17 protein-coding genes are annotated in these 19,914 nt (G+C 64.1%); 7 read left to right on the forward strand and 10 right to left on the reverse strand.

Annotated features, from left to right (window positions below; translation table 11 throughout):
- Positions 1-60 precede the first annotated feature (60 nt).
- A complete protein-coding gene (locus GUY23_RS01260) occupies positions 61-960 on the reverse strand; it encodes a LysR family transcriptional regulator (protein WP_323127144.1) in 900 nt (299 codons plus the stop codon).
- A 117-nt stretch (positions 961-1,077) separates the two neighbouring features.
- On the opposite strand from GUY23_RS01260, the gene GUY23_RS01265 reads away from it, so the two are divergent.
- Genes GUY23_RS01265 through GUY23_RS01280 form a run of 4 tightly spaced genes read left to right on the forward strand, consistent with a single transcriptional unit; the run spans position 1,078 to position 4,555 of the window.
- Positions 1,078-2,079 (forward strand): Bug family tripartite tricarboxylate transporter substrate binding protein, encoded by a 1,002-nt coding sequence (locus GUY23_RS01265; RefSeq protein ID WP_166968999.1) that lies wholly within the window; start codon positions 1,078-1,080, stop codon positions 2,077-2,079.
- A 10-nt stretch (positions 2,080-2,089) separates the two neighbouring features.
- Positions 2,090-2,635: a tripartite tricarboxylate transporter TctB family protein gene (locus tag GUY23_RS01270; protein ID WP_228282641.1), complete on the forward strand. Its 546-nt coding sequence runs from the start codon at positions 2,090-2,092 to the stop codon at positions 2,633-2,635.
- A gap of 13 nt (positions 2,636-2,648) precedes the next feature.
- Positions 2,649-4,163 carry a tripartite tricarboxylate transporter permease gene (locus GUY23_RS01275; protein WP_166969001.1) on the forward strand — a complete coding sequence of 505 codons (1,515 nt, stop codon included), beginning with the start codon at positions 2,649-2,651 and terminating at the stop codon, positions 4,161-4,163.
- Complete coding sequence (locus GUY23_RS01280; protein ID WP_166969003.1) at positions 4,160-4,555, forward strand: universal stress protein; 396 nt, start codon at positions 4,160-4,162, stop codon at positions 4,553-4,555. The genes GUY23_RS01275 and GUY23_RS01280 overlap by 4 nt, the downstream gene beginning before the upstream one ends.
- 474 nt (positions 4,556-5,029) lie before the next feature.
- Here GUY23_RS01280 and GUY23_RS01285 read toward each other — a convergent pair whose 3' ends face one another.
- From GUY23_RS01285 to GUY23_RS01295, 3 genes are read right to left on the reverse strand one after another with little or no spacing between them, the layout of a single operon-like run.
- A complete protein-coding gene (locus GUY23_RS01285; RefSeq protein ID WP_166969005.1) occupies positions 5,030-6,349 on the reverse strand; it encodes an Nramp family divalent metal transporter in 1,320 nt (439 codons plus the stop codon).
- Between the two features lie 31 nt (positions 6,350-6,380).
- Positions 6,381-7,661: a glucarate dehydratase family protein gene (locus GUY23_RS01290; protein WP_166969007.1), complete on the reverse strand. Its 1,281-nt coding sequence runs from the start codon at positions 7,659-7,661 to the stop codon at positions 6,381-6,383.
- 12 nt (positions 7,662-7,673) lie between these two features.
- Positions 7,674-8,798 (reverse strand): L-talarate/galactarate dehydratase, encoded by a 1,125-nt coding sequence (locus tag GUY23_RS01295; protein WP_166969009.1) that lies wholly within the window; start codon positions 8,796-8,798, stop codon positions 7,674-7,676.
- Between the two features lie 217 nt (positions 8,799-9,015).
- On the opposite strand from GUY23_RS01295, the gene GUY23_RS01300 reads away from it, so the two are divergent.
- From GUY23_RS01300 to GUY23_RS01310, 3 genes are read left to right on the forward strand one after another with little or no spacing between them, the layout of a single operon-like run.
- Positions 9,016-9,963: a 5-dehydro-4-deoxyglucarate dehydratase gene (locus tag GUY23_RS01300; RefSeq protein WP_166969011.1), complete on the forward strand. Its 948-nt coding sequence runs from the start codon at positions 9,016-9,018 to the stop codon at positions 9,961-9,963.
- Between the two features lie 6 nt (positions 9,964-9,969).
- Positions 9,970-11,598 carry an aldehyde dehydrogenase (NADP(+)) gene (locus tag GUY23_RS01305; RefSeq protein WP_166969013.1) on the forward strand — a complete coding sequence of 543 codons (1,629 nt, stop codon included), beginning with the start codon at positions 9,970-9,972 and terminating at the stop codon, positions 11,596-11,598.
- Between the two features lie 11 nt (positions 11,599-11,609).
- Positions 11,610-12,947 (forward strand): enolase C-terminal domain-like protein, encoded by a 1,338-nt coding sequence (locus GUY23_RS01310; RefSeq protein WP_166969015.1) that lies wholly within the window; start codon positions 11,610-11,612, stop codon positions 12,945-12,947.
- Positions 12,948-13,019: 72 nt separating this feature from the next.
- Here GUY23_RS01310 and GUY23_RS01315 read toward each other — a convergent pair whose 3' ends face one another.
- From GUY23_RS01315 to GUY23_RS01340, 6 genes are all read right to left on the reverse strand, one after another.
- Positions 13,020-14,075 carry a zinc-binding dehydrogenase gene (locus GUY23_RS01315; protein ID WP_166969017.1) on the reverse strand — a complete coding sequence of 352 codons (1,056 nt, stop codon included), beginning with the start codon at positions 14,073-14,075 and terminating at the stop codon, positions 13,020-13,022.
- Positions 14,076-14,086: 11 nt separating this feature from the next.
- A complete protein-coding gene (locus GUY23_RS01320; protein ID WP_166969019.1) occupies positions 14,087-14,779 on the reverse strand; it encodes a phosphonatase-like hydrolase in 693 nt (230 codons plus the stop codon).
- Positions 14,780-14,950: 171 nt separating this feature from the next.
- On the reverse strand, positions 14,951-16,630 hold the full coding sequence (gene phnE, locus GUY23_RS01325; protein WP_166969021.1) for a phosphonate ABC transporter, permease protein PhnE: 1,680 nt from the start codon (positions 16,628-16,630) through the stop codon (positions 14,951-14,953).
- The gene (phnC, locus tag GUY23_RS01330) at positions 16,627-17,514 is read right to left on the reverse strand and encodes a phosphonate ABC transporter ATP-binding protein (RefSeq protein ID WP_166969023.1); all 888 of its coding nucleotides are present in this window, start codon (positions 17,512-17,514) and stop codon (positions 16,627-16,629) included. The genes phnE and phnC overlap by 4 nt, the downstream gene beginning before the upstream one ends.
- Before the next feature lie 11 nt (positions 17,515-17,525).
- On the reverse strand, positions 17,526-18,473 hold the full coding sequence (locus GUY23_RS01335) for a phosphate/phosphite/phosphonate ABC transporter substrate-binding protein (protein WP_166969025.1): 948 nt from the start codon (positions 18,471-18,473) through the stop codon (positions 17,526-17,528).
- Positions 18,474-18,662: 189 nt separating this feature from the next.
- Positions 18,663-19,778, reverse strand: a complete 1,116-nt coding sequence (locus GUY23_RS01340; protein ID WP_166969027.1) for a TIGR03364 family FAD-dependent oxidoreductase — start codon at positions 19,776-19,778, stop codon at positions 18,663-18,665.
- Positions 19,779-19,914: the final 136 nt, after the last annotated feature.

Raw genomic sequence — 19,914 nt, forward strand, 5'->3', positions numbered from 1 at the left:
ACCCGACGGCGGCCCAGCAACCTCGCGCGAAGTTGCTGGGCCGCCGTCAGGTAGCAGGGGTTAGGTTTTGAGGAGGGAGACGACCTGCCGTAACGCCGGGTTCTTCGACTGGACGTTCCACATGGCCTTGAGCTCGACGATCTCCTCGGGCAGGTCGGCGAATGGTTTGAAGTGGACCCCGGGGACGCGGACCAAGGATGCCGACTCAGGAACGAACGCGAGTCCATGATTGTCGGCGACGAGGTTGATCATGGTGAGCACTTGGCTAATCGAGTGTTTGACCATGTGATGGTCGATGGGGAAGTGGCGGATGATGAGGTCGTAGAAGGACGTCGCCTTTGTCGCCGAATGCATGATCAGCGGCTCCCCGGTCACATCGTCCTTCTGCAAAGGGCGGTCGAGATCGAGCAGACGATGCCCGTCGGGGATGGCTAAGAGCAGGCGTTCAGCCAGGAGCAGTTCCGAGTCGATGAAGCTCGGGGTGGTGTCGGAACGACCCAGGCCGAGGTCGATGCGACCTTCTGCGAGGTTCTCGAGCTGCTCTCCGGTGACCATTTCGTGCAGGTCGAGGTCGATCCCTGGGAAGTTCTCTTCGATTGCCGTCACCAAACTGCCGAGAATGCCGAACCCGCTGGCAGCGGTGAAACCAATGCTCAAACGCCCCCATTGCCCCGAGGCAATGCGTCGAGCATCCTGCGGAGCGCGGTCGGCCATTGCCAGTAGCACCTGGGCATTGTCGAGGAAGGCTTCGCCTGCTGCTGTGAGTACTACGCGCTTGTTGTCCCTGTCGAGAAGATCCACCCCGACGAACTTCTCGAGCTTCTGGATCTGCCGACTCAACGGCGGCTGAGTCATTGAGAGAGCTTCGGCGGCTTTGCCGAAATGAAGGTGCTCAGCGACTGCGACGAAGCACCGAACCTGGTCCAATGTGTACACGGAACGACAATACCTTTCGGGCATTACTTCATGCAGATATCAACATAGACAATATTATCGGTGCTTCCTAGGCTCAATCCGAAAGCGCTCAACAGGTACGCAGGGGTGCCGACCGAGCCTGAGCAAGGAATGGACCAGAAAATGCAGAACTTCTCCAAACGAGTTGTCGGGCCACTGGCCCTCGGGTCCGTCGTGGCCCTCGCACTGTCCGGCTGTGGAGGCAACGTCGCAGCAGGTGGCGGCGGGGGTGACGAAGATTTTCCGACGAAGGAAGTCTCCATCACCGTTGGTGCCGCTGCAGGAGGGTCCACCGACCTCATCGCACGCGCATTGGCCGATGGTGCCTCGTCAGACCTCGGTCAGGCCATGCCTGTGATCAACAAGCCCGGCGCCAACGGGACTCTGGCGGCCAAAGAAGTCCAGTCGGCTAAAGCCGATGGATATAACCTCGCGACTCTCAACGCTTCACTCATCACGATCACTCCTCTGGCTGTGGGCGAAGACGAAGCGGTGAGCATCGACGATTTCGAAGTCATCACCGGGGTATCGCAGGACGACTACGTGATGGTGGCCAATCCGGATGCCGGTGTGAAGACCGTCGATGATATCAAGAAGAGCGACAAGAAGCTCTCCTTCGGTACGGCGGGCGTCGGCACCGGTTCGCAGCTGGCGCAGAGTCTTCTCCTGGCTCAGATCGATACTGATTTCAAAGAGGTCCCCTTCGACTCGGGTGCACCCGCAGTGACCGCGACTCTCGGCAATCAGGTGAACATCTCGACAGTGCAGCTGGGCGAAGCGAAGCCGCATATCGATGCCGGCAAACTCGTGCCGATCATGGTCTTCTCCGAAGAGCGGAACAAGTTCCTCAAGGATGTTCCCACGGCGACCGAAGAAGGCTATGACATTCCGGTCTCCCAGTACCGAGCCGTCGTCGCACCGAAGGGCACGCCCGATACTGTCGTCGAGAAGCTCGACAAGTCCTTCAAGGCGACCTTCGAGACTGACGCCTACAAGGAGTTCAACGAGAAGAACCTGCTGACTCCGACAGAGATCCCCGGCGATGAGATCGCAGCCGAATGGTCGGACCTGGCGGATCGCTACAAGAAGCTGGTTGATGAGTATGACATCGATCTCTCAGACTGAACGGAAAGCTGTGAACAATCTCGAAGACAGCGACGATCCGCTTGAGGTTCAGGCCATCGGCGATGACGCAGAGACTCCCGAAGAGCTTCTTGCTCTGTGGGAGGAGGAAGCTCCCGAGCCTGGTGGCGGCATCGCCAACCTCGTGGCCTGCGCCTTCACTCTGGTCTTCGGAATCGTGGGAATGGTGCTGTCGTGGAATCTCTCCCTCGGCAGTCTGACAGACCCGGCTCCAGGTTTCTTCCCGTTCGTCGTCTCGCTGATCACCGCAGTCCTTTCGGCGGCCCAGATCGTTCTGGGCCGCCGGGGCGGCGACGGAGAGAAGTTCAACCGCTACTCGGTCACGGTCGTGTGGGGAGTCATCAGCCTCCTGGTCTTCGTCACAGCACTGCCGCTGATCGGATTCGAGATTCCCGCCCTGCTCCTGGCCTTCGTCTGGATGAAGTGGCTGGGCGGCGAGTCCTGGCGCTCTGCAGGCCTCTATTCGGTTCTGACCGTCGCAGCCTTCTATCTCATCTTTGTAGTGGCGCTGCGGACGCAGCTCCCGCATCTCTTCTGAGGAGGACGAACACATGGACATCTTCGGTCCAGTCATCGAAGGGTTCGGCACCGTCCTCGAACCCAGCAATCTTCTGTACTGCTTCATCGGTGTCCTCGTCGGCATGCTCATCGGTGTGCTGCCAGGTCTCGGGCCCGCCGCGACGATGGCGATCCTGCTGCCGATGACCTTCGGAATCGAACCGGTCACCGCGATCATCATGCTCGCCGGCATCTTCTACGGAGCACAGTACGGCGGCACGATCACCTCGGTGCTGCTTCGCCTTCCCGGTGAAGCAAGTTCGGTCGTCACAGTCTTCGACGGCTTCCAGATGGCCAAGCAAGGCCGAGCGGGAGCGGCACTCGGTGTAGCCGCAGTGGGTTCATTCATCGGTGGAACCGCTTCGATTCTCGGACTCACCTTCCTGGCGCCATTGATCGCCGGCTTCGCCCTCGACTTCGGTCCGCCCGAATACGCGGCGCTGTCCCTCCTTGGAGTCACCCTGGTCGCCACCATCAGCTCGGGTAACAAGGTCAAAGCGCTGATCGCCGCAGCCGTCGGAGTGTTCCTCGCTATGGTGGGTCGAGACGTATTCACAGGCACGGAGCGTTTCACTTTCGACAACCTCAGTCTCAGCGACGGCATTGACTTCGTGACCGTGGCCATGGGTCTCTTCGGACTCGGTGAGATTCTCTACAACCTCGAGGAACGGCACAAGGCCATGGCGGCCCCCGACAAGCCGAAGCGAGTCTGGCCGACGCGAGGAGAACTCAGACAGTCAGCCCCGGCGATCGGCCGGGGATCGATTCTCGGCTTTCTGCTGGGAATCCTTCCCGGAGGAGGCGCCACAATCTCGTCGCTGGCCGCCTATGGCGTAGAGAAGAAAGTTGCCAAGGACCCATCTCGGTTCGGTAAGGGCGCTATCGAAGGTGTTGCTGGACCGGAATCGGCGAACAATGCGGCAGCGACCTCGTCGTTCATCCCACTGCTCAGTCTCGGAATTCCAGCCAATGCCACGATGGCGCTGATGTTCGGGGCACTCCTCATCCAAGGAATCACCCCTGGGCCGCTCCTGGTCTCTGACGAACCCGAACTGTTCTGGGGCGTCGTCAATTCGATGTATATCGGTAACATTCTGCTGCTCATCATGGCGATCCCGCTGATCGGTGTCTTCGTCAAGATCCTCAGCGTCCGGCCGGCGATTCTCGCACCGATCACCGTTCTCATCACACTGATCGGTGCCTATACGATCAAGAACTCCGTCTTCGATGTCGGACTCGTCGTGCTCTTCGGCGTGATCGGGTACCTCATGAAGAAGGCCGGATTCGAACCGGGGCCGCTTGTGCTTGCATTCGTCCTGGCCGAGCTTCTTGAATCGAGCGTGCGTCGGTCGCTCATTCTCTTCGAAGGCGACCTCGGCGGGGTGTTCACCCGTCCGATCACCGTCACACTGCTGTTCGTTTTCCTGGTCGTCATTTTTCTGCCGATCATTCAGAAGATGCTCGGCAGCGCCAAAGCCAAGTCAAAGAGCAAGGAGCTCGTGTCATGAGCATTCTGGTCGGATACGTCCCCACCCCGACGGGAGAAGCCGCTGTCGATGCGGCCATCAAAGAGGCCCGCTGGCGGGGAGTGAAGCTGCGCATTGCGAACTCGCGCAAACGAGGCCCACTGGTCGAAGGTACGGTGGCCGAGGACGCTGACCTCGCAGCCGCGAAGAAGCGCGCCGACGATGCCGGAGTCGACGCCGAGGTCTTCACTCTCGCTCACGAGGATGATGTCGTCGACTCGCTGCTGGAGGCGGCCGACGCCTGGTCCGTCGACCTCATTGTCATCGGAATGCGCAAGCGCTCACAGGTCGGAAAGTTCATCATGGGCTCTTCTGCTCAGCGGATCCTGTTGCAGGCGGAGATGCCGGTCATGGCGGTCAAGGTCGCTAACTGAGCATTCCTCTTCGGGCCGGTACCAGCCATGCTGGTGCCGGCCCAAAGTCTGTGCACATGTGTGGGTTCAGGCGAAGGCAGTCCCGCAGTCTACGAAGCTGAGCAGCCTTATGAGGGGCACTCCCGCTGACGGAACAACCTCGGCAGGTGACCCGGTGCAGACAATGGGCAAGGTACGACCTTCTTGCGCCGACGGGCCGAAGGGCGGCAAGCCTGACGGATACGCAGTGATCGTCGAAGAGAACCATCGCTGCACTTCTTTCGGACGAACTTCAGGAAGACGAGCTCAAAAAGGCAGGAGGCGGACCGAAATGTGGCTGCTGAATGTGTTCCCGGTTCGTCCCCAGCCGCGCCCTCTGCATCGCTGACCCGGATGGCGATGAAGATTATCCCGACAGCGCCGCAGAACTCCAATGAAAAGGACCTCGGCATCGTCGAAACGATGCCGAGGTCCAGTGACGATATGAGGTCGGCGCTAGAACCAGCCGATGACGACCTGAACGGTCACCCAGATCGTCAGCAGAGTGGTGAGCACGAGGATGATGTTCTCGAAGAGGTTCGCTTTGTGCTCCCCGAAGTTACTCTTCTTGTTCGCCAGGATGAGCAGACCGATCGCGACGAGCGGGACGACCACCGCCTGGAGCCCGGTGACGAAGACCGCCATGGTGACGAACCCGGGCATGCCGGGGAAAGCCCAGATGATCGGCGAGATGAGGATGAAGAGACTGAACCATTTGAATGTCGGATCGTCTTCGAAGTGATCGCCGTAGCGTTCCCTGCGAGCAGGTCGAATGATGTGGAGGCAGTCGACGATGATCTTCGGGAATCCGTTGGCGAATCCGACGACGCTGCTGTAGAGGATTCCGAACGCACCGAGATAGAAGATTACTCCACCGACCGTACCGAGGTGGATCGACAGTGCCTGCGAGATGTCGTCGAGGTTAGTCACCTCGATACCGTTCGGGCGAAGAATCTCGGCGCCGACAACCCAGATCGAGAGGCTGATGACGATCGCCGAGGAGATGCCGAAGAGAATGTCGTTGCGCTGCAGCTTCTTGAAACCGACGCCGCGCCATCCCTTGTCGCGGACATAGTAGGGGTAAAGGAAGTTCGCCATCGAACCGGCAACTGCACCGATAAGGGAAAGCGCGACGGCGAAGACGCCGATCGCTCCCGTGTTATCCGGAATGCCGAATCCGACCGTGCCGCGGACGATTTCGCCGATGTCGGGGACGCTGTAGATCGCGAGGCCGAGGAAGACGACAGTCATCATGGCCAGCAGCAGTTTCATGATGCTTTCGATCGTCTTGTAGACGTTCTTGCCGATGACGAAGATGCTTGCCACCACGAGGATGCATGACCAGAGGAACGGATCTCCGATGGTGAAGATCTTTGCCAGTGCTTCGCCGGCTCCGCGGACCATGTAACCATTGAGCAGGTGTCCGCTGATGAGGGCGGCGATTCCGATCGCCCATGGATACCACCGGGCGACATCGCGGTAGCCTTCGATGATCGTCTGATTCTTGATGTTGAGGACCTGGTAGCGGCCCATGATGTTGACGATGACGAATCGTATGAGCAGAGAGGCTGCGAGCAGCCACATGAGGTTGTATCCGTAGTTCGACCCCGACACCGAGGCGGTGACCAGATCTCCGGCGCCCATCATGGCGAGAACGGCGATGATACCGGGCCCGAATTCGCGTAGGCTTCCAAGGATTCCGCGTCGTCTCGGTCCCTTTGCGGTCGAGTTGTCTGAGCTGACTGTGCTGGCAGCGTCGTTGCTATTCGCACTCATTGTGAAGTGTGTCCTTTCAGCGGATCCGTGGTCACCAGCGAGGTGCCACGGCCTGGTAGTCGGGGTCGAATTTCTGCATGTACCCGGTGTCATCGCGGTTTCGGATTCCGCAGTCGAGGTAGCGCTGGTGCAGGGTCGCGAGACGTTCGCGATCCAGCTCGACTCCGAGTCCTGGGCGAATGGGCACCTTGAGGCTGCCGCCTTCGAAGTGGAACGGGTCGCCGACGATGACATCGTCTTCGGGGTTCTTCCACGGCCAGTGCGTATCGCACGCGTAATCGATGTTCTTCGTCGCCCCTGCCAGATGGAGCATCGCTGCGAGACTGATTCCCAGGTGGGAGTTCGAGTGCATGGACAGTGACATTCCGAAAGTCTCGGCGACGCCCGCCAACATAGTGGACCGGCGCAGTCCGCCCCAGAAATGGTGGTCAGAGAGGATGACGTCGATGCTGCCCGCAGCCACCGCCTCGGGCAGCTGTGCGAACGCGACGACGCACATGTTCGTCGCCAGCGGCATGTTGGCCGCCGCGCGGACCTTTGCCATACCGACGATCCCCGGGGTCGGGTCTTCGAGGTACTCAAGCGTGGAATCCAGGCGTTCCGCGATCCGGATCGACGTGTCGACGGTCCATGCGGCGTTCGGGTCGATGCGCAGAGGGACATCGGGGAATCGCGCGGCCAGGGCCTCAATGGCGGCGGCCTCGTCGTCGGGAGGGAAGACGCCGCCTTTGAGCTTGAGAGCTGAGAAGCCGTATTCGTCGACCATCTTCTCGGCTTGTCTGACGATGCCGTCGGGCGTCAGTGCCTCACCCCACCTGTCATCGGGCGAACCGGGGTGCCCTGCCCACTTATAGAAGAGATAGCCGCTGAAGTCGACACGGTCACGGACGCGACCGCCGAGGAGGTCCGAGACTGGGAGCCCGAGAATCTTCCCCTGCACGTCGAGCATCGCGACCTCAAACGGGGAGAACACCCGGTCGAGTGTCGACGAGTCGGTGATCATCCCACTCATCCCGTGTCCGCCGGCGGTGGTGTCGGCCGCTAACTCGGCATCGACTGCTTCGCGTGCATGGTTGATGTCGAAGATATCGGTGCCGATGAGCGCATCTGCGGCAAGCTGAAGGCGCTTCTGATGCGCCTCATCGCCGTAGGTTTCGCCCAGTCCGTAGAGTCCCGAGTCGGTGACGATCTCGATGATCGTGCGGATGGCGAAAGGCTCGTGCACTCCCACGGCGTTGAGCAGCGGTGGATCGGCAAAGGCGACCGGCGTGAGAGAGATGTCGACGATGCGGGTGCTGTTCTGGGCAGTCATCTACGGATCCCCTCACCCGAATGTCACGGTGTCGGTGGTCCAGGCGCGTGCCTGGTCGCTGAGCGTGATGCCCAGGCCGGGACGGTCGGGAACGATCATGCGTCCGTTCTTCGTCTCGAGGCGTTCGTTGAACAGCGGATCGAGCCAGTCGAAGTGCTCGACCCACGTCTCCCGCGGGTAGCAGGCGGCCAAGTGCAGGTGGATCTCCATGGCGAAGTGAGGAGCGATGTCGAGGGCGGCCTCATCGGCAAGGGTGAGCAGCCGCATGAACTGGGTGATGCCGCCGACTCGGGGAGCGTCGGGCTGGACGATGTCGCAGGCGCGGGCGTCGATGAGATCCTTGTGCTCCGCGACCGAACTGAGCATCTCGCCGGTGGCGATCGGAGTGTCGAGGGTCCGTGTCAGACGGGCATGGCCCTCGACGTCGTAAGCGTCGAGGGGCTCTTCGATCCAGACCAGGTTGAGCTCGTCGAGGATGCGCCCCATTCGCAGGGCGGTCGCCCGGTCCCACTGCTGGTTCGCATCGACCATCAGCGGTGCATCGCCGATGTGGTCACGGACAGCAGAGACCCGGCGAAGATCCTCGGCGCTGTCGGGCAGGCCGACCTTGATCTTGATACCGCCGATGCCGTCCTCCAGAGACTTCGACGCGCGGTCCTTGACTTCCTCGATCGAAGCGTTGAGGAAGCCGCCGGAGGTGTTGTACGTGCGCACCGAATCACGGTGGCTGCCGAGGAACTTTGCCAAAGGCAGGTCTGCTCGCTTCGCTTTGAGGTCGTAGAGTGCGATGTCGATGGCGGCCAGCGCCTGAGTGGCCAGACCGGACCGTCCGACTGAAGCGCCCGCCCACAGCAGTTTGGTGTAGAGTTTCGCGATGTCATTGGGATCCTCGCCGACGGCCGCCTCGGCGATCTCCTTCGCATGTGCGTACTGAGCAGGACCTCCGCCGCGCTTCGAGTAGCTGAACCCGACCCCCGCGTGACCTTCGGTCGTGGTGATCTCGGCGAAGAGCATTGCCACCTCGGTCATCGGCTTCTGTCGGCCCGTGAAGACCTTCGCATCAGAGATCGGCACCTCCAACGGCAATCGAATCGATGACAGTGTGATGGTCTTGATCGCGTCGGGGGTGTACGCCATTGATACTCCTTGATCGTGCCGATTCGGTTGTGTCTCACCTGCTCATCGGCTGGGTTCAGGCGAGGTGAGTGTCGAGTCAATACCATCGGTGATCGCGCTTGGTGGCCAATACCTTTAGTGCATGAGTCGATATCGTATGTGCCTTAGACAGGCATCATTGGGCGGCCTAGAGTCGCTTTCGAATCACTCCATCAAAGCAGTCAGCAAAGGAACCACAATGGCCCATTTCTCTCCTCAGGACCTGGCAGATCATCTGAAGAACGGATTGCTCTCGTTCCCCGCGACAGCTTTCAACGCCGACCTCAGCGTCAATGAAGGAGGCTACCGGCGTCACATCGAATGGCAGTCCAGTTATGACGTCGCAGGACTCTTCGCCGCCGGCGGAACCGGTGAAGGCTTCAGCCTCAGCCCCGACGAAGCTGCCCGCGTCGTCGAACTCGCCGTCGCCTCGTCTCGTCCCGAGGTACCGGTCCTCGCGTCGGCGAGCGGCCCGACAGTCCAGGCCGTACGCAATGTCCGCGATGCCGAAGCCGCCGGTGCCGAGGGTGTCCTCGTTCTCCCTCCTTACCTCACTGAATGCGATCAGGACGGCCTCTACCGGCACGTCTCCGCCATCTGCGAGGCCACGAGCATCGGCGTCATCGTCTACAACCGGGCCAACGCCATCTACTCGGCCGAGACCGTGGCGCGCCTGGCCGACAACCACTCGAACTTCATCGGCTTCAAGGACGCTATCGGTGACATCGAGCACCTGACGAAGGTGTACGCGAAGAACGGCGACCGCCTCTTCTACCTCGGCGGACTGCCCACAGCGGAGACGTTCGCTCTGCCGCTGCTGCAGCTGGGCATGAGCACATACTCCTCAGCGATGTTCAACTTCGTGCCTGAGTTCGCGCTCGACTTCTACGCCGACGTCCGCGCCCAGAACCGCGAGGCCGTGACTGAGCGACTCAATCGCTTCGTCCTGCCCTACCTCGACATCCGCGACCGCGGAAAGGGCTACGGCGTCTCCATCGTCAAAGGCGGACTCAAGGCCATCGGCCGCGACGCAGGCCCCGTGCGCCCGCCGCTGCACGACCTCAGCGAGAAAGATGTCGCCGACCTCGCCGACCTCATCTCGACCGCGAACATCCAGCCCCAGACCGACGTGAAGATCGGAGCCTGACCACCCATGACCGCACTCACTGGACTCTCGCTCATCGCCGGAAACCCGGTCACCGGCAATGGTGCCACGACGAACGCCATCGATCCGAGCACCGGGGAGACTCTGACACCGGACTACACTTTCCTCGACGAGACTCAGGTCGAGCAGGCCGTGGATGCCGCGAAGCGGGCCTTCGCCACCTACCGCGCGACCACCCCGGAAGAGCGCGCTGCCTTCCTCGAGACGATCGCCGCGAACATCGAGGCCGTTCGTGAACCGCTCGTCGAGCGCGCCATGGCTGAGACCGGGTTGCCCTCGGCTCGCCTCAACGGAGAAGTCGGTCGCACCGTCGGGCAGCTGCGACTGTTCGCCGAGGTGGTCCGGACCGGGAACTTCCACGGTTCCAGCATCGACCCGGCTCAACCCGACCGCACCCCGCTGCCGCGTCTCGACATCCGACAGCGCCGCGTCCCTGTCGGGCCGGTTGTCGTCTTCGGTGCCAGCAACTTCCCCCTAGCGTTCTCCGTGGCCGGTGGCGACACCGCCTCGGCGCTCGCAGCGGGCTGTCCCGTCATCGTCAAGGCCCACAACGCCCACCCCGGAACCGGGGAGATCGTCGGGCAAGCCATCACCGACGCGGTCGCCTCCAACGGACTCAACCCAGGAGTGTTCTCCCTCGTCTTCGGCTCCGGTGCCTCCGTCGGACAGCAGCTCGTCGCAGACTCGCGGATCGCTGCGGTCGGGTTCACCGGTTCCCGTTCCGGAGGCCTGGCCCTGCAGGCCACCGCCCAAGCCCGGAAGGTGCCCGCCCCCGTCTACGCCGAGATGAGCTCGATCAACCCGGTGATTCTCCTCGACGGTGCCCTGGGCGGAGACGGCGCACGTGGTCTCGCCGAGCAGTTCATCACCTCTCTGACCGGCTCGAGCGGTCAGCTGTGCACCGCTCCCGGCCTGGTCTTGGTGCCGAACGGCAGCGCCGGTGACGCCTTCGCCGAGGCGGTTGGCGAGCTCATCAGCCAGCAGACCGGGCAGACCATGCTCACCCCTTCCATCGCCGAGGCGTTCGACCGTGGCGTGGCCGAGCTCGCCGCGCAGGATGACGTATCGACCTTGGGGACAGGGACGGCCGGCGCGGGAGCCAATGCCCCGGCCCCGGTCGTCTTCACTGCATCGTCCGCATCTCTGCGGGAGAACGACGCACTGAGCGAGGAGATCTTCGGAGCCGCCTCGTTGATCGTCCGCTATACCGATGCCGACGATCTCATTGCCACCCTCGCCGGGATCGAAGGACAGCTCACGTCGACGATCCATGCCACCGAGGCCGACATCGCGGTGGCGGGACAGCTGTTGCCCGTCCTCGAAGATCTGTGCGGTCGGATCCTTTTCAACGGCTGGCCCACCGGGGTCGAGGTCGGACATGCCATGGTCCATGGCGGACCGTTCCCGGCAACCTCGGCGCCGGCGACCACATCGGTGGGGACCCTCGCCATCGACCGCTTCCTCCGTCCGGTCAGCTACCAGGCGGTGCCTGCTGCGCTGCTGCCGGAACCCATCGCTGATGACAATCCCTGGTCGGTCGTGCAGACGATCGACGGTGTGGTGACGACTCCGGCGGAGGCCTCGACTCTCAGCGGAGCAGGCGCCAGCGCATCATGAAGGGAACGGCGATGACCCATACAGCGGTGACCACGCCGACGATCGAATCCGTGCGCGTCGTACCCGTGGCCGGTCGCGATTCGATGCTGCTCAATCTGTCGGGCGCTCACGGCCCGTACTTCACTCGCAACATCGTCCTCATCACCGACAGTGCCGGCCGGACCGGCCTCGGTGAAGTGCCCGGCGGTGAGAACATCAAGGCGGCCATCGAAGACGTCGGGCGGGATATCACCGGTCGTCGCGTCGCCCAGGTCAATCGCATCGTGTCCGAACTGCACCAGCGGTTCGCGGCCGTCGATGCCGGTGGGCGGGGCAACCAGACCTTCGACCTGCGCGTCGGTGTCCATGCGACTGCCGCGATCGAGTCGGGTCTGCTCGACCTGCACGGTCAGTTCCTCGGGCTGCCCGTCGCCGATCTGCTTGCGGCTGGTCAGCAGCGCGACTCTGTGCCGATGCTCGGGTACCTCTTCTATGTCGGCGATCCCGATGCCACGGATCTTGACTACCTGCGGGAACCGGAAGCCTCCGGGTGGGACCGGCTGCGTCGGGAGGAGGCGTTGACTCCGGAGGCGATCGTCGCTCTCGCCGAGGCTGCGTCGGCCAAATACGGGTTCAAGGACTTCAAGCTCAAGGGCGGCGTGCTCGCCGGGGACCGAGAAGTCGAAACCGTCACGGCGCTCGCCGAGGCGTTCCCGGACGCGAGGATCACGCTCGACCCGAATGGCGGATGGCTGCTCGAGGAGGCGATCGAATATGGCAAGGCGATGAACGGAGTCGTCGCCTATGCCGAGGATCCCGTCGGTGCCGAAGGCAGATTCTCCGGTCGCGAGACGATGGCCGAATTCCGTCGGGCGACGGGTTTGCGGACAGCGACGAACATGATCGCCACGGACTGGCGAGAGATGGCGCATGCCATCCGGATGAACGCCGTCGACATTCCGCTGGCCGACCCGCATTTCTGGACGATGTCCGGTTCGCATCGCGTCTCGCAGATGTGTCACGACTTCGGCCTGACCTGGGGTTCGCACTCGAACAACCACTTCGACATCTCCCTGGCGATGTTCACCCACGTCGGAGCCGCAGCCCCCGGTGAGATCACCGCGCTCGACACCCACTGGATCTGGCAGGACGGACAGGAGCTGACGACCGATCCGCTGAAGATCGTCGGCGGTGAGATCGCCGTGCCGCAGGCCCCGGGTCTCGGCGTGACGATCGATGAGGACAAGCTGGCAGCAGCGCACGAACTCTACGTCGAGCACGGCCTGGGTTCGCGCGATGACGCGGTGGCCATGCAGTACCTGGTCCCGGGCTGGTCCTTCGACGCGAAGAAACCCTGCCTCCTCCGCTGACCCCTCCCAACTGCTACCCGACGGCGGCCCAGCAACCTCGCGCGAGGTTGCTGGGCCGCCGTCAGGTAGTAACTAAGGGGTGATGGTGACTACTGTGCGCAGGCCCTCGCTCGGGTCGGCGAATTCGTCCGGCAGGTCGGCCAGTGGGATCGGTCCCGCGAGAATGTCCTCCCACGGCAGCCCGGTCCCATCGGCGGCGAGGTAGTCCACGGCCTCGGCCAGGTGGTGCGGTTCGAAGTTGTGCACGCCGGTGATCGTCCGCCACCCGCGCACGATCTGCTCGGGATCGATCGCGACCTCCGGACCCGGGGTCACACTGCCCGCGAGCACCGTCGTTCCCCCGATGCCCACGGCATCCAGGCACGCCCGCACCCCCGACTCGGCGCCGGAGAGTTCGAGTGCGACATCGATCTCGCTCACCTGCTCTCCCGGCTCGATCGTCGCTGCACCCGCCCGCTCGGCCAGGCGGCGACGGTCAGGATGCGGGTCGGCCGCGACCACCTCGGCGGCTCCGCGTGAAAGCGCGGCCCCCACTGCGGCGAGTCCGAGCATCCCGATCCCGTTGACGAAGACCCTGCGTCCACGCAGGTCACCGGCGGCTTCACACATCGCCATGACCGTGGCCACCGCGCATCCGGCAGTCGCTGCCACACCGTCGGGCAGGGTATCGGGCACGGGCACGATCGCGACGCCGGCGGGCAGGTGGATGTGACTGGCATACGTGCCCGACAGCGGCCACCCGGACTCGACCGCCTCGTGGCCGACCTTGCGCACCGAGGTGCATTTCGCGCTCAGTCCCCGTCGGCAGCTCCGGCAGTCCCCACACACCGAGGTGACCGAGAAGACCACACGCGTGCCCACGGGAACATCCCCGCGGGTCTCCTCAACGATGCCGACGCCCTCGTGTCCGAGCACCGAGGGGCACGCCCCCGGGCGCCGCCCGCTGACCGTGTGCCGATCCGAACCGCACACCGTCGCGGCGGTGAGCCGGATGAGGCTCTCCCCGGGGCCCAGCGTCGGTGGTGCGAACTCGCGGACTTCGAAGTCCGAGCCGCCGGTCCACACCTGCGCCTGGGGCCGCCGGTCGTTTCCGTCCGGGGAGGCGGCTGCAGGATCGGGTGACGTCATGATCGTCCCGCTCACCTCGCGGCCACCGCGGAGTCGCGGTCGGCGAGGACGGCCGGCAGGTCCGCCACGGAGTCGAGGACGAGGTGTGCGCCCTCGGCGGCGAAGTCCTCCCGGCTGAGGTGCCCGGTGAGGACGCCGACGGCCGTGACCTCGGCGTTGAGTGCCGATTCCACATCCGCCGAGGTGTCTCCGACGCTGACGACCTCCGCGCGGTCGGTGACCCCGAGGGCTTCCATCACCGCGTTGATGAGGTCCGGTGCCGGGCGCCCGGCGGGCACTTCGTCCCCGGTGACCGAGACGTCGAATGTCTCCCCCTGGACCCATCCCATGGTGGTGAAGATGAGGTCGGCGATCTCACGGGAGAACCCCGTGGTCAGACCCACCTTGATCCCGCCTGCGCGCAGTGTCGCCAGGGCCTCTTCGATGCCGGGCAGCGGGCGCGGCGGATTCTGCGTGTAGGTCTCGCGGAGTTCTGCGCGGAACCACTGCCAGGCGCGTTCGTGGACCTCCTCGGTGACCTCGATCCCGCCGAGGCGGAGCAGATTCTCGATCGCCCAGTGCTTCTCCGTGCCCATCCATTTCTGGAAGACCTCATCGGAGTAGTCAGCGCCTTCCCGCTCGGTGGCCTCGCGCAGCACGCGGTAGACCTCGTCACGTTCGTCGATGGTGGTTCCGGCCATGTCGAAGACGGCGAGTTCGGTCATGGTGATTCTCCTTCTCCTGCGGTGGTCCCCGCCTGAGCGGGGGATGGCGTAGTGCCGCCCGGATGACGGGCGCTCAGTCCCGCCCGGACAATGAGCCCAGGCGTCGGGCGTGGTGCCCGCCCGCGGAAGTCATGCGAGCGGACGAGTTCGATGGATGTGTTCTCTTCCTGGTCAGCGCACGGCTCGGCGCAGCCACATGGACAGGGCTTCGACGACGAGGACGACGGCGACCATGAGGATGAGCACCGTGGTCACGACGTCGAACTGGTTGACCCGCGAGGCGTTGAGCAACAGGAATCCGATGCCTCCGGCGCCGACGACGCCGAGCAGCGTGGCCGAGCGGATGTTCGTGTCGAGCAGGTACATGATGTGGGCGACGAATGCCGGTGCCGCCTGTCGCAGGGTCGCTGAGAAGAACACCTGGGTTTCGCTGGCTCCGGTGGCGCGCACCGCCTCCTGGACATCCACGTCGGTCTCTTCGAGCGAGTCGGCGATGAGCTTCGAGAGCAGTCCGATCGCCCCGATGGACAGGGCCAGGGTCCCGGCCACCGCGCCGAGCCCGGAGATGACGACGAAGATGATCGCGAGGATGAGCTCGGGAATGCCGCGGACGATGACGATGAGGATTCGAAACGCCTGGTGCACGGCTCGATTGGCCACGACGTTGTGCGCGGCGAGGATGCCGATAGGCACGGCGATGATCGCACCGATGAACGTCGCGGCCAAGGCGATCTGTACGGTGACGAGCAGCTGCCCGAGCAGGTCGGACAGCGTTCCGCCGGTCGCCGGCGGGAAGAACAATGACAGCGTGTGCGGCAGGTCGAACAGGCCCGCGACCAGGGCGGACCCGGAGATGTCCACTCTCCACAGCGCCGCGATCGTGAGGACGATTAGCACCGCCGCCGAGGCGAAGCGACGGAACCGTGCCACGGTCCACGGTGGGGTGAGCACGAGATCGCCCGCCCCGGTCTTTCGACCCCGGTTGAACATCCTGTCGACCCAGGTGCCGCCGGTGATCGTGGCTCCAGTGGAGGCCATGAGCGCGGCACGGATGGACCCGGAGACGAGTTCGATGAGGATGCACAGGCCAAGGACGATCACCGCGAGGGCCATCCCCCGCTGATAGTCCAGGGTCCGCAGCGAGTCGGCGATCGCCAGTCCGATGCCGCCGACGCCGACATAGCCGAGCAGCACCGAGGTGCGCAGGTTGATGTCGAAGCGGTGCAGGGCCGTGGCGATGAGCTGCGGCATGAGCTTCTGCGGGATCGCGGTGAGGATCTGCTGGGACCGGCTGCCGCCGAGCGCTTCGATCGATTCGCGCGGACCGTCGTCGAGCTCCTCGATGGCATCGGCATAGAGCTTGCCGATCATGCCCACCGAGTGGATGCCCATGGCGATGATACCCGCGGTGGCCCCGAGGCCGAACATCCGCAGGAAGACGATGGCGAGCACGAGGTCGGGGATCGCGCGGGCGAGGACGATGAGCGTCCGCGCCGTCCACTGCGAGCCTCGGCCCGTTCGGGTCGGGTGAGCTGCGGCCAGAGCCACGGGCACGGAGAGGACGACCGAGAGCAGGGTCGCGAGGAACACGATCGCCAGCGTTTCGACGACGAGCGAGACGGTCTCGCCGAACGCAGGGAAGTCGAGGGGAACGATGCGGGAGAAGAACCCGACCGCATTGTCGAACGATGAGGCGATCGTGCCCGGATCGATGCCGATCGACCACACCGACCAGGCGCCGGCGGCGGCGAGACCGATGAGGGCGATGGCGGCGAGGACCGACTTGCCCGCCGGGCGCGGTCGTCGGGGTTCGGTGACGGCATGAGCCGCATGATCGAGGACGAGACTCATCGGCGCGCACCCACCCCGGCGGCCTCCTCGGCGCGGGTGGTCGCGGTCTGTCCATCGTGGGGGCCGGTCGCGGACGCCATTCCGGACACGCTCGAGTAGATCTGTGAGGCCTCCTCGGCGCTGAGCCCCGCGGTCGCCCGGTCGAGGACGACCTGGCCGGTGCGCAGGCCGATGATCCGGTCGGCGAAGTCGATGGCCAGCTGCACCTGGTGCAGGGAGGCGATGACGGTGAGCTCATCTTCGGCGGAGATCTGCCGCAGGAGGTCGATGACGTCGCGAGCGGAGACCGGGTCGAGGGAGGCGACCGGCTCATCGGCGAGCAGCACCTTCGGGTGCTGCATGAGCGCGCGGGCGATGGCCACGCGCTGCTGCTGACCGCCGGAGAGGGTGTCCGCGCGCTGGTAGGCGCGGTCGGCCAGGCCGACCCGGTCGAGCTTCTCGAGCGCTTCCCGACGGATGGATTTCGGATACATCATCAGGGTGATGCGCGGCCCGCGCAGTGAGCCGAGGGCTCCGGCGCAGACGTTCTCGAGCACGGACATCGGACCGATGAGGTTGAAGGACTGGAAGATGACGCCGATGTCGCGGCGGATCGCCTTGAGTCCGGATGTGGTCTGTCGTCCCATGTCACGGCCGAGGACCCGGACACTGCCCGAGGTGGGGGCGTGGAGACCGTTGATGTGGCGCAGCAGGGTGGACTTGCCCGATCCGGAGAGGCCGAGGAGGACGGAGATGCCGCCGTTCTTGAAGACGAGGTTGACGTCGTCGAGGCCTAGGACCCCGCCGCCGAAATCCTTCGTCACGTGGTCGAGCTGGACGGAGTAGAGGGTGTCGATCTCCTTCTGGAGGCCGGGGGTCGCGGGGTGCTTGGTATGTGTGATCATGATGGTCCCTTTCAGCCGATGTTCTTGCAGGCGTCGGCCTTGGTGGCGTCGCAGATGTCGCGGATCGAGTCGAAGTCCGAATCGGAGACTTCCTTGTATCCGTAGGTGATCTCCTCGGGCAGCACGCAGTCGTCCTTGGAGCTGCAGATGCCGTCCTTGACCATGGCGAAGACATTGGCCTTCTCACGCAGAGCGGTCGTGACCTTGGCCGCTGTGTCCGCGTCGAGGGAGTCCTTGTTCACGGCGATGGGATCCTCGGTGATCGGGTCCGATTCCCAGATGCTCGTCAGGCTGCCCTTGTCGATCTGACCGGACTTCTCGAGGGTCTTGAGCATCGCGTCGTGGGCGAACGCCGCGTCGCAGTCGCCGGAATTCAGCGACAGCAGCGAGGCGTCGTGGCCGCCGGACATGATCGCCTCGAGGTCGGTGTCCATATCGATGCCCTCATCCTGCAGCCCCTTCATCGGCACGAGGTAGCCCGAGGTCGAGGCAGCATCGACGAAGCAGACCTTCTTGCCCTTGAGATCGCTGAGGTCCTTGATGTCCGAGCCCTTCTTCACATAGGCCAGGGACGTGTATGCGGGGGCCTTGTCCGCGTCGTTCGTCGGTGAGGCTGCCGGTTCGATGTTGACGCCGGAGTCCTTGGCGATGACGTAGGCGAAGGGGCCGAACGAGGCGGCGTCGATCTGGCCGGCGCGCATGCCTTCGACGACCGCGGCGTAGTCCGAGGCGTTCTGGAACTCGACCTTCTTGCCGGTCTCCTTCTCGAGGAGCTTCGTGACGTTGTCGAAGGAGGACTCGAGTGTTGAGGAGGATTCGGCGGGAACGGCGGCGAAGGTGATCGTGTCCTCACCGCCCGAGCCCCCGGAGCTGCCGCAGGCGGCGAGCAGGGGCAGGGCGAGGAGGCCAGCGGTGAGCGTTCGGGCTGCGCGGGAGCGGAGGAGGGAGGCTGCGGTCATGGCGGAGGGGCCTTTCGGAGAGAGGTCTGCGGGAGAGGTCGAAGTGGTCGTTCGTCCTCATCCTGCCGAGCCCGCTCAAAAATGTCTATACAAGTCATGGTAGTTCACCAATTGGACATGACAACTTCATGCGCGATTGGGCTGGCGGTGAAGGGGTGCCGGTCGAAGCCTCGGGTGTCGATTGACGACTCAGAGATCGGCGGTGCCGCCGGAGAGGATGAGGTCGGCGACGCCGAACGACAGGGTCATGCCGATGCCCGAAGCGACGATGGCGACGGTCGTGGAGGCGTCGGGGCGTTCAAGGATGAGGTTCGTAGTCGGGCTGTCGGCGTACATGCCCAGCCAGCGCTGCCGCACCATGGGGCTGTCGATTCCGAGCACCGAGGTGGCGCGATCAAGGAGGAGATCGGCGATCCCCTCGTCGATGAACGGCTCGGGGCTGAGGGAGTAGGCGTGTGAGTCGCCGATGAGCAGGCCCTGCGGAATGTCGGTGACCATGAGGTTGGCGATGCAGTCGCGCAGCTCCGGCTCCCGCTCGTCGAGATCGCGCCGCAGAGTCTCGGCGCCGGGCATGGCCGCGAAGCCGTCGTAGCGGGCCAGCGAGGTTCCGGTGAGCATCGCGAAGCCGGTCGGGGCATGCTCGGGGGCGGCGATGAGCGTCATCACCAGCGAACAGATGCGCAGTTCGTGGGCCTCGGCGATTTCGGGGAAGAGGCTGGTCAGCTGATAGCCCGGGCAGACGACGACCTCATCGGCGTGGAATTCGCCGCGGCTGGTCGATACGGTGCCGCCGGCCGCCTCGGTGACGTGGGTGTTCCAGGTGAACTCCACGCCGTTCTCGGCCAGCCAGTCGGCGATCCGCGGGGCTGCCTGCCGAGGGTCGACGCGCATGTCGAGCGGCAGATGTGCACCCCCGAGGGCATCGAGATCGGGGTTGCGCACCGCCTCGGCGATTTCGTCGGCGGTGAGGAGGTGGACCTGCTCGGTGCCACGATGGGCAGCGAACTCCTCCAAGACGGTGAGCTCGGCCGCGGTCATTGCGGGAATGACGGTGCCGGATTCCGCCGCCCAGAGGTCCGTGGCGGCCGCTGCGTCGAGCCAGCCTTCTCGTGACCGTGCGGCGAGTGGCTGTGCGGCATCGGATTGGCCGGTGAAGCAGGCGTGGCCGAAGTTCTGGATCGAGGAGCCGACCGGGCGGTCGGAGCGGTCGATGACGTGGACTCTGCGGCCCTGTCGGTGGGCGAGGAATGCGGTGGCGAGGCCCAGGATTCCTGCGCCGGTGATGATGAGATCGTGTGTCGGCATTCCCCCATATTCGTGCGGTTGTCGGCTAGGATGAAGATATGTATGTACAAGTTTTGTGTCTGTTCACCTGAATGTGACATTCCGGCTCCGAGCAGCCATATCGAGTTCACCGAGAACGCGATCACTGTGACCGCCT

This window comes from Brevibacterium atlanticum, from assembly GCF_011617245.1.
Classification (GTDB): domain Bacteria; phylum Actinomycetota; class Actinomycetes; order Actinomycetales; family Brevibacteriaceae; genus Brevibacterium; species Brevibacterium atlanticum.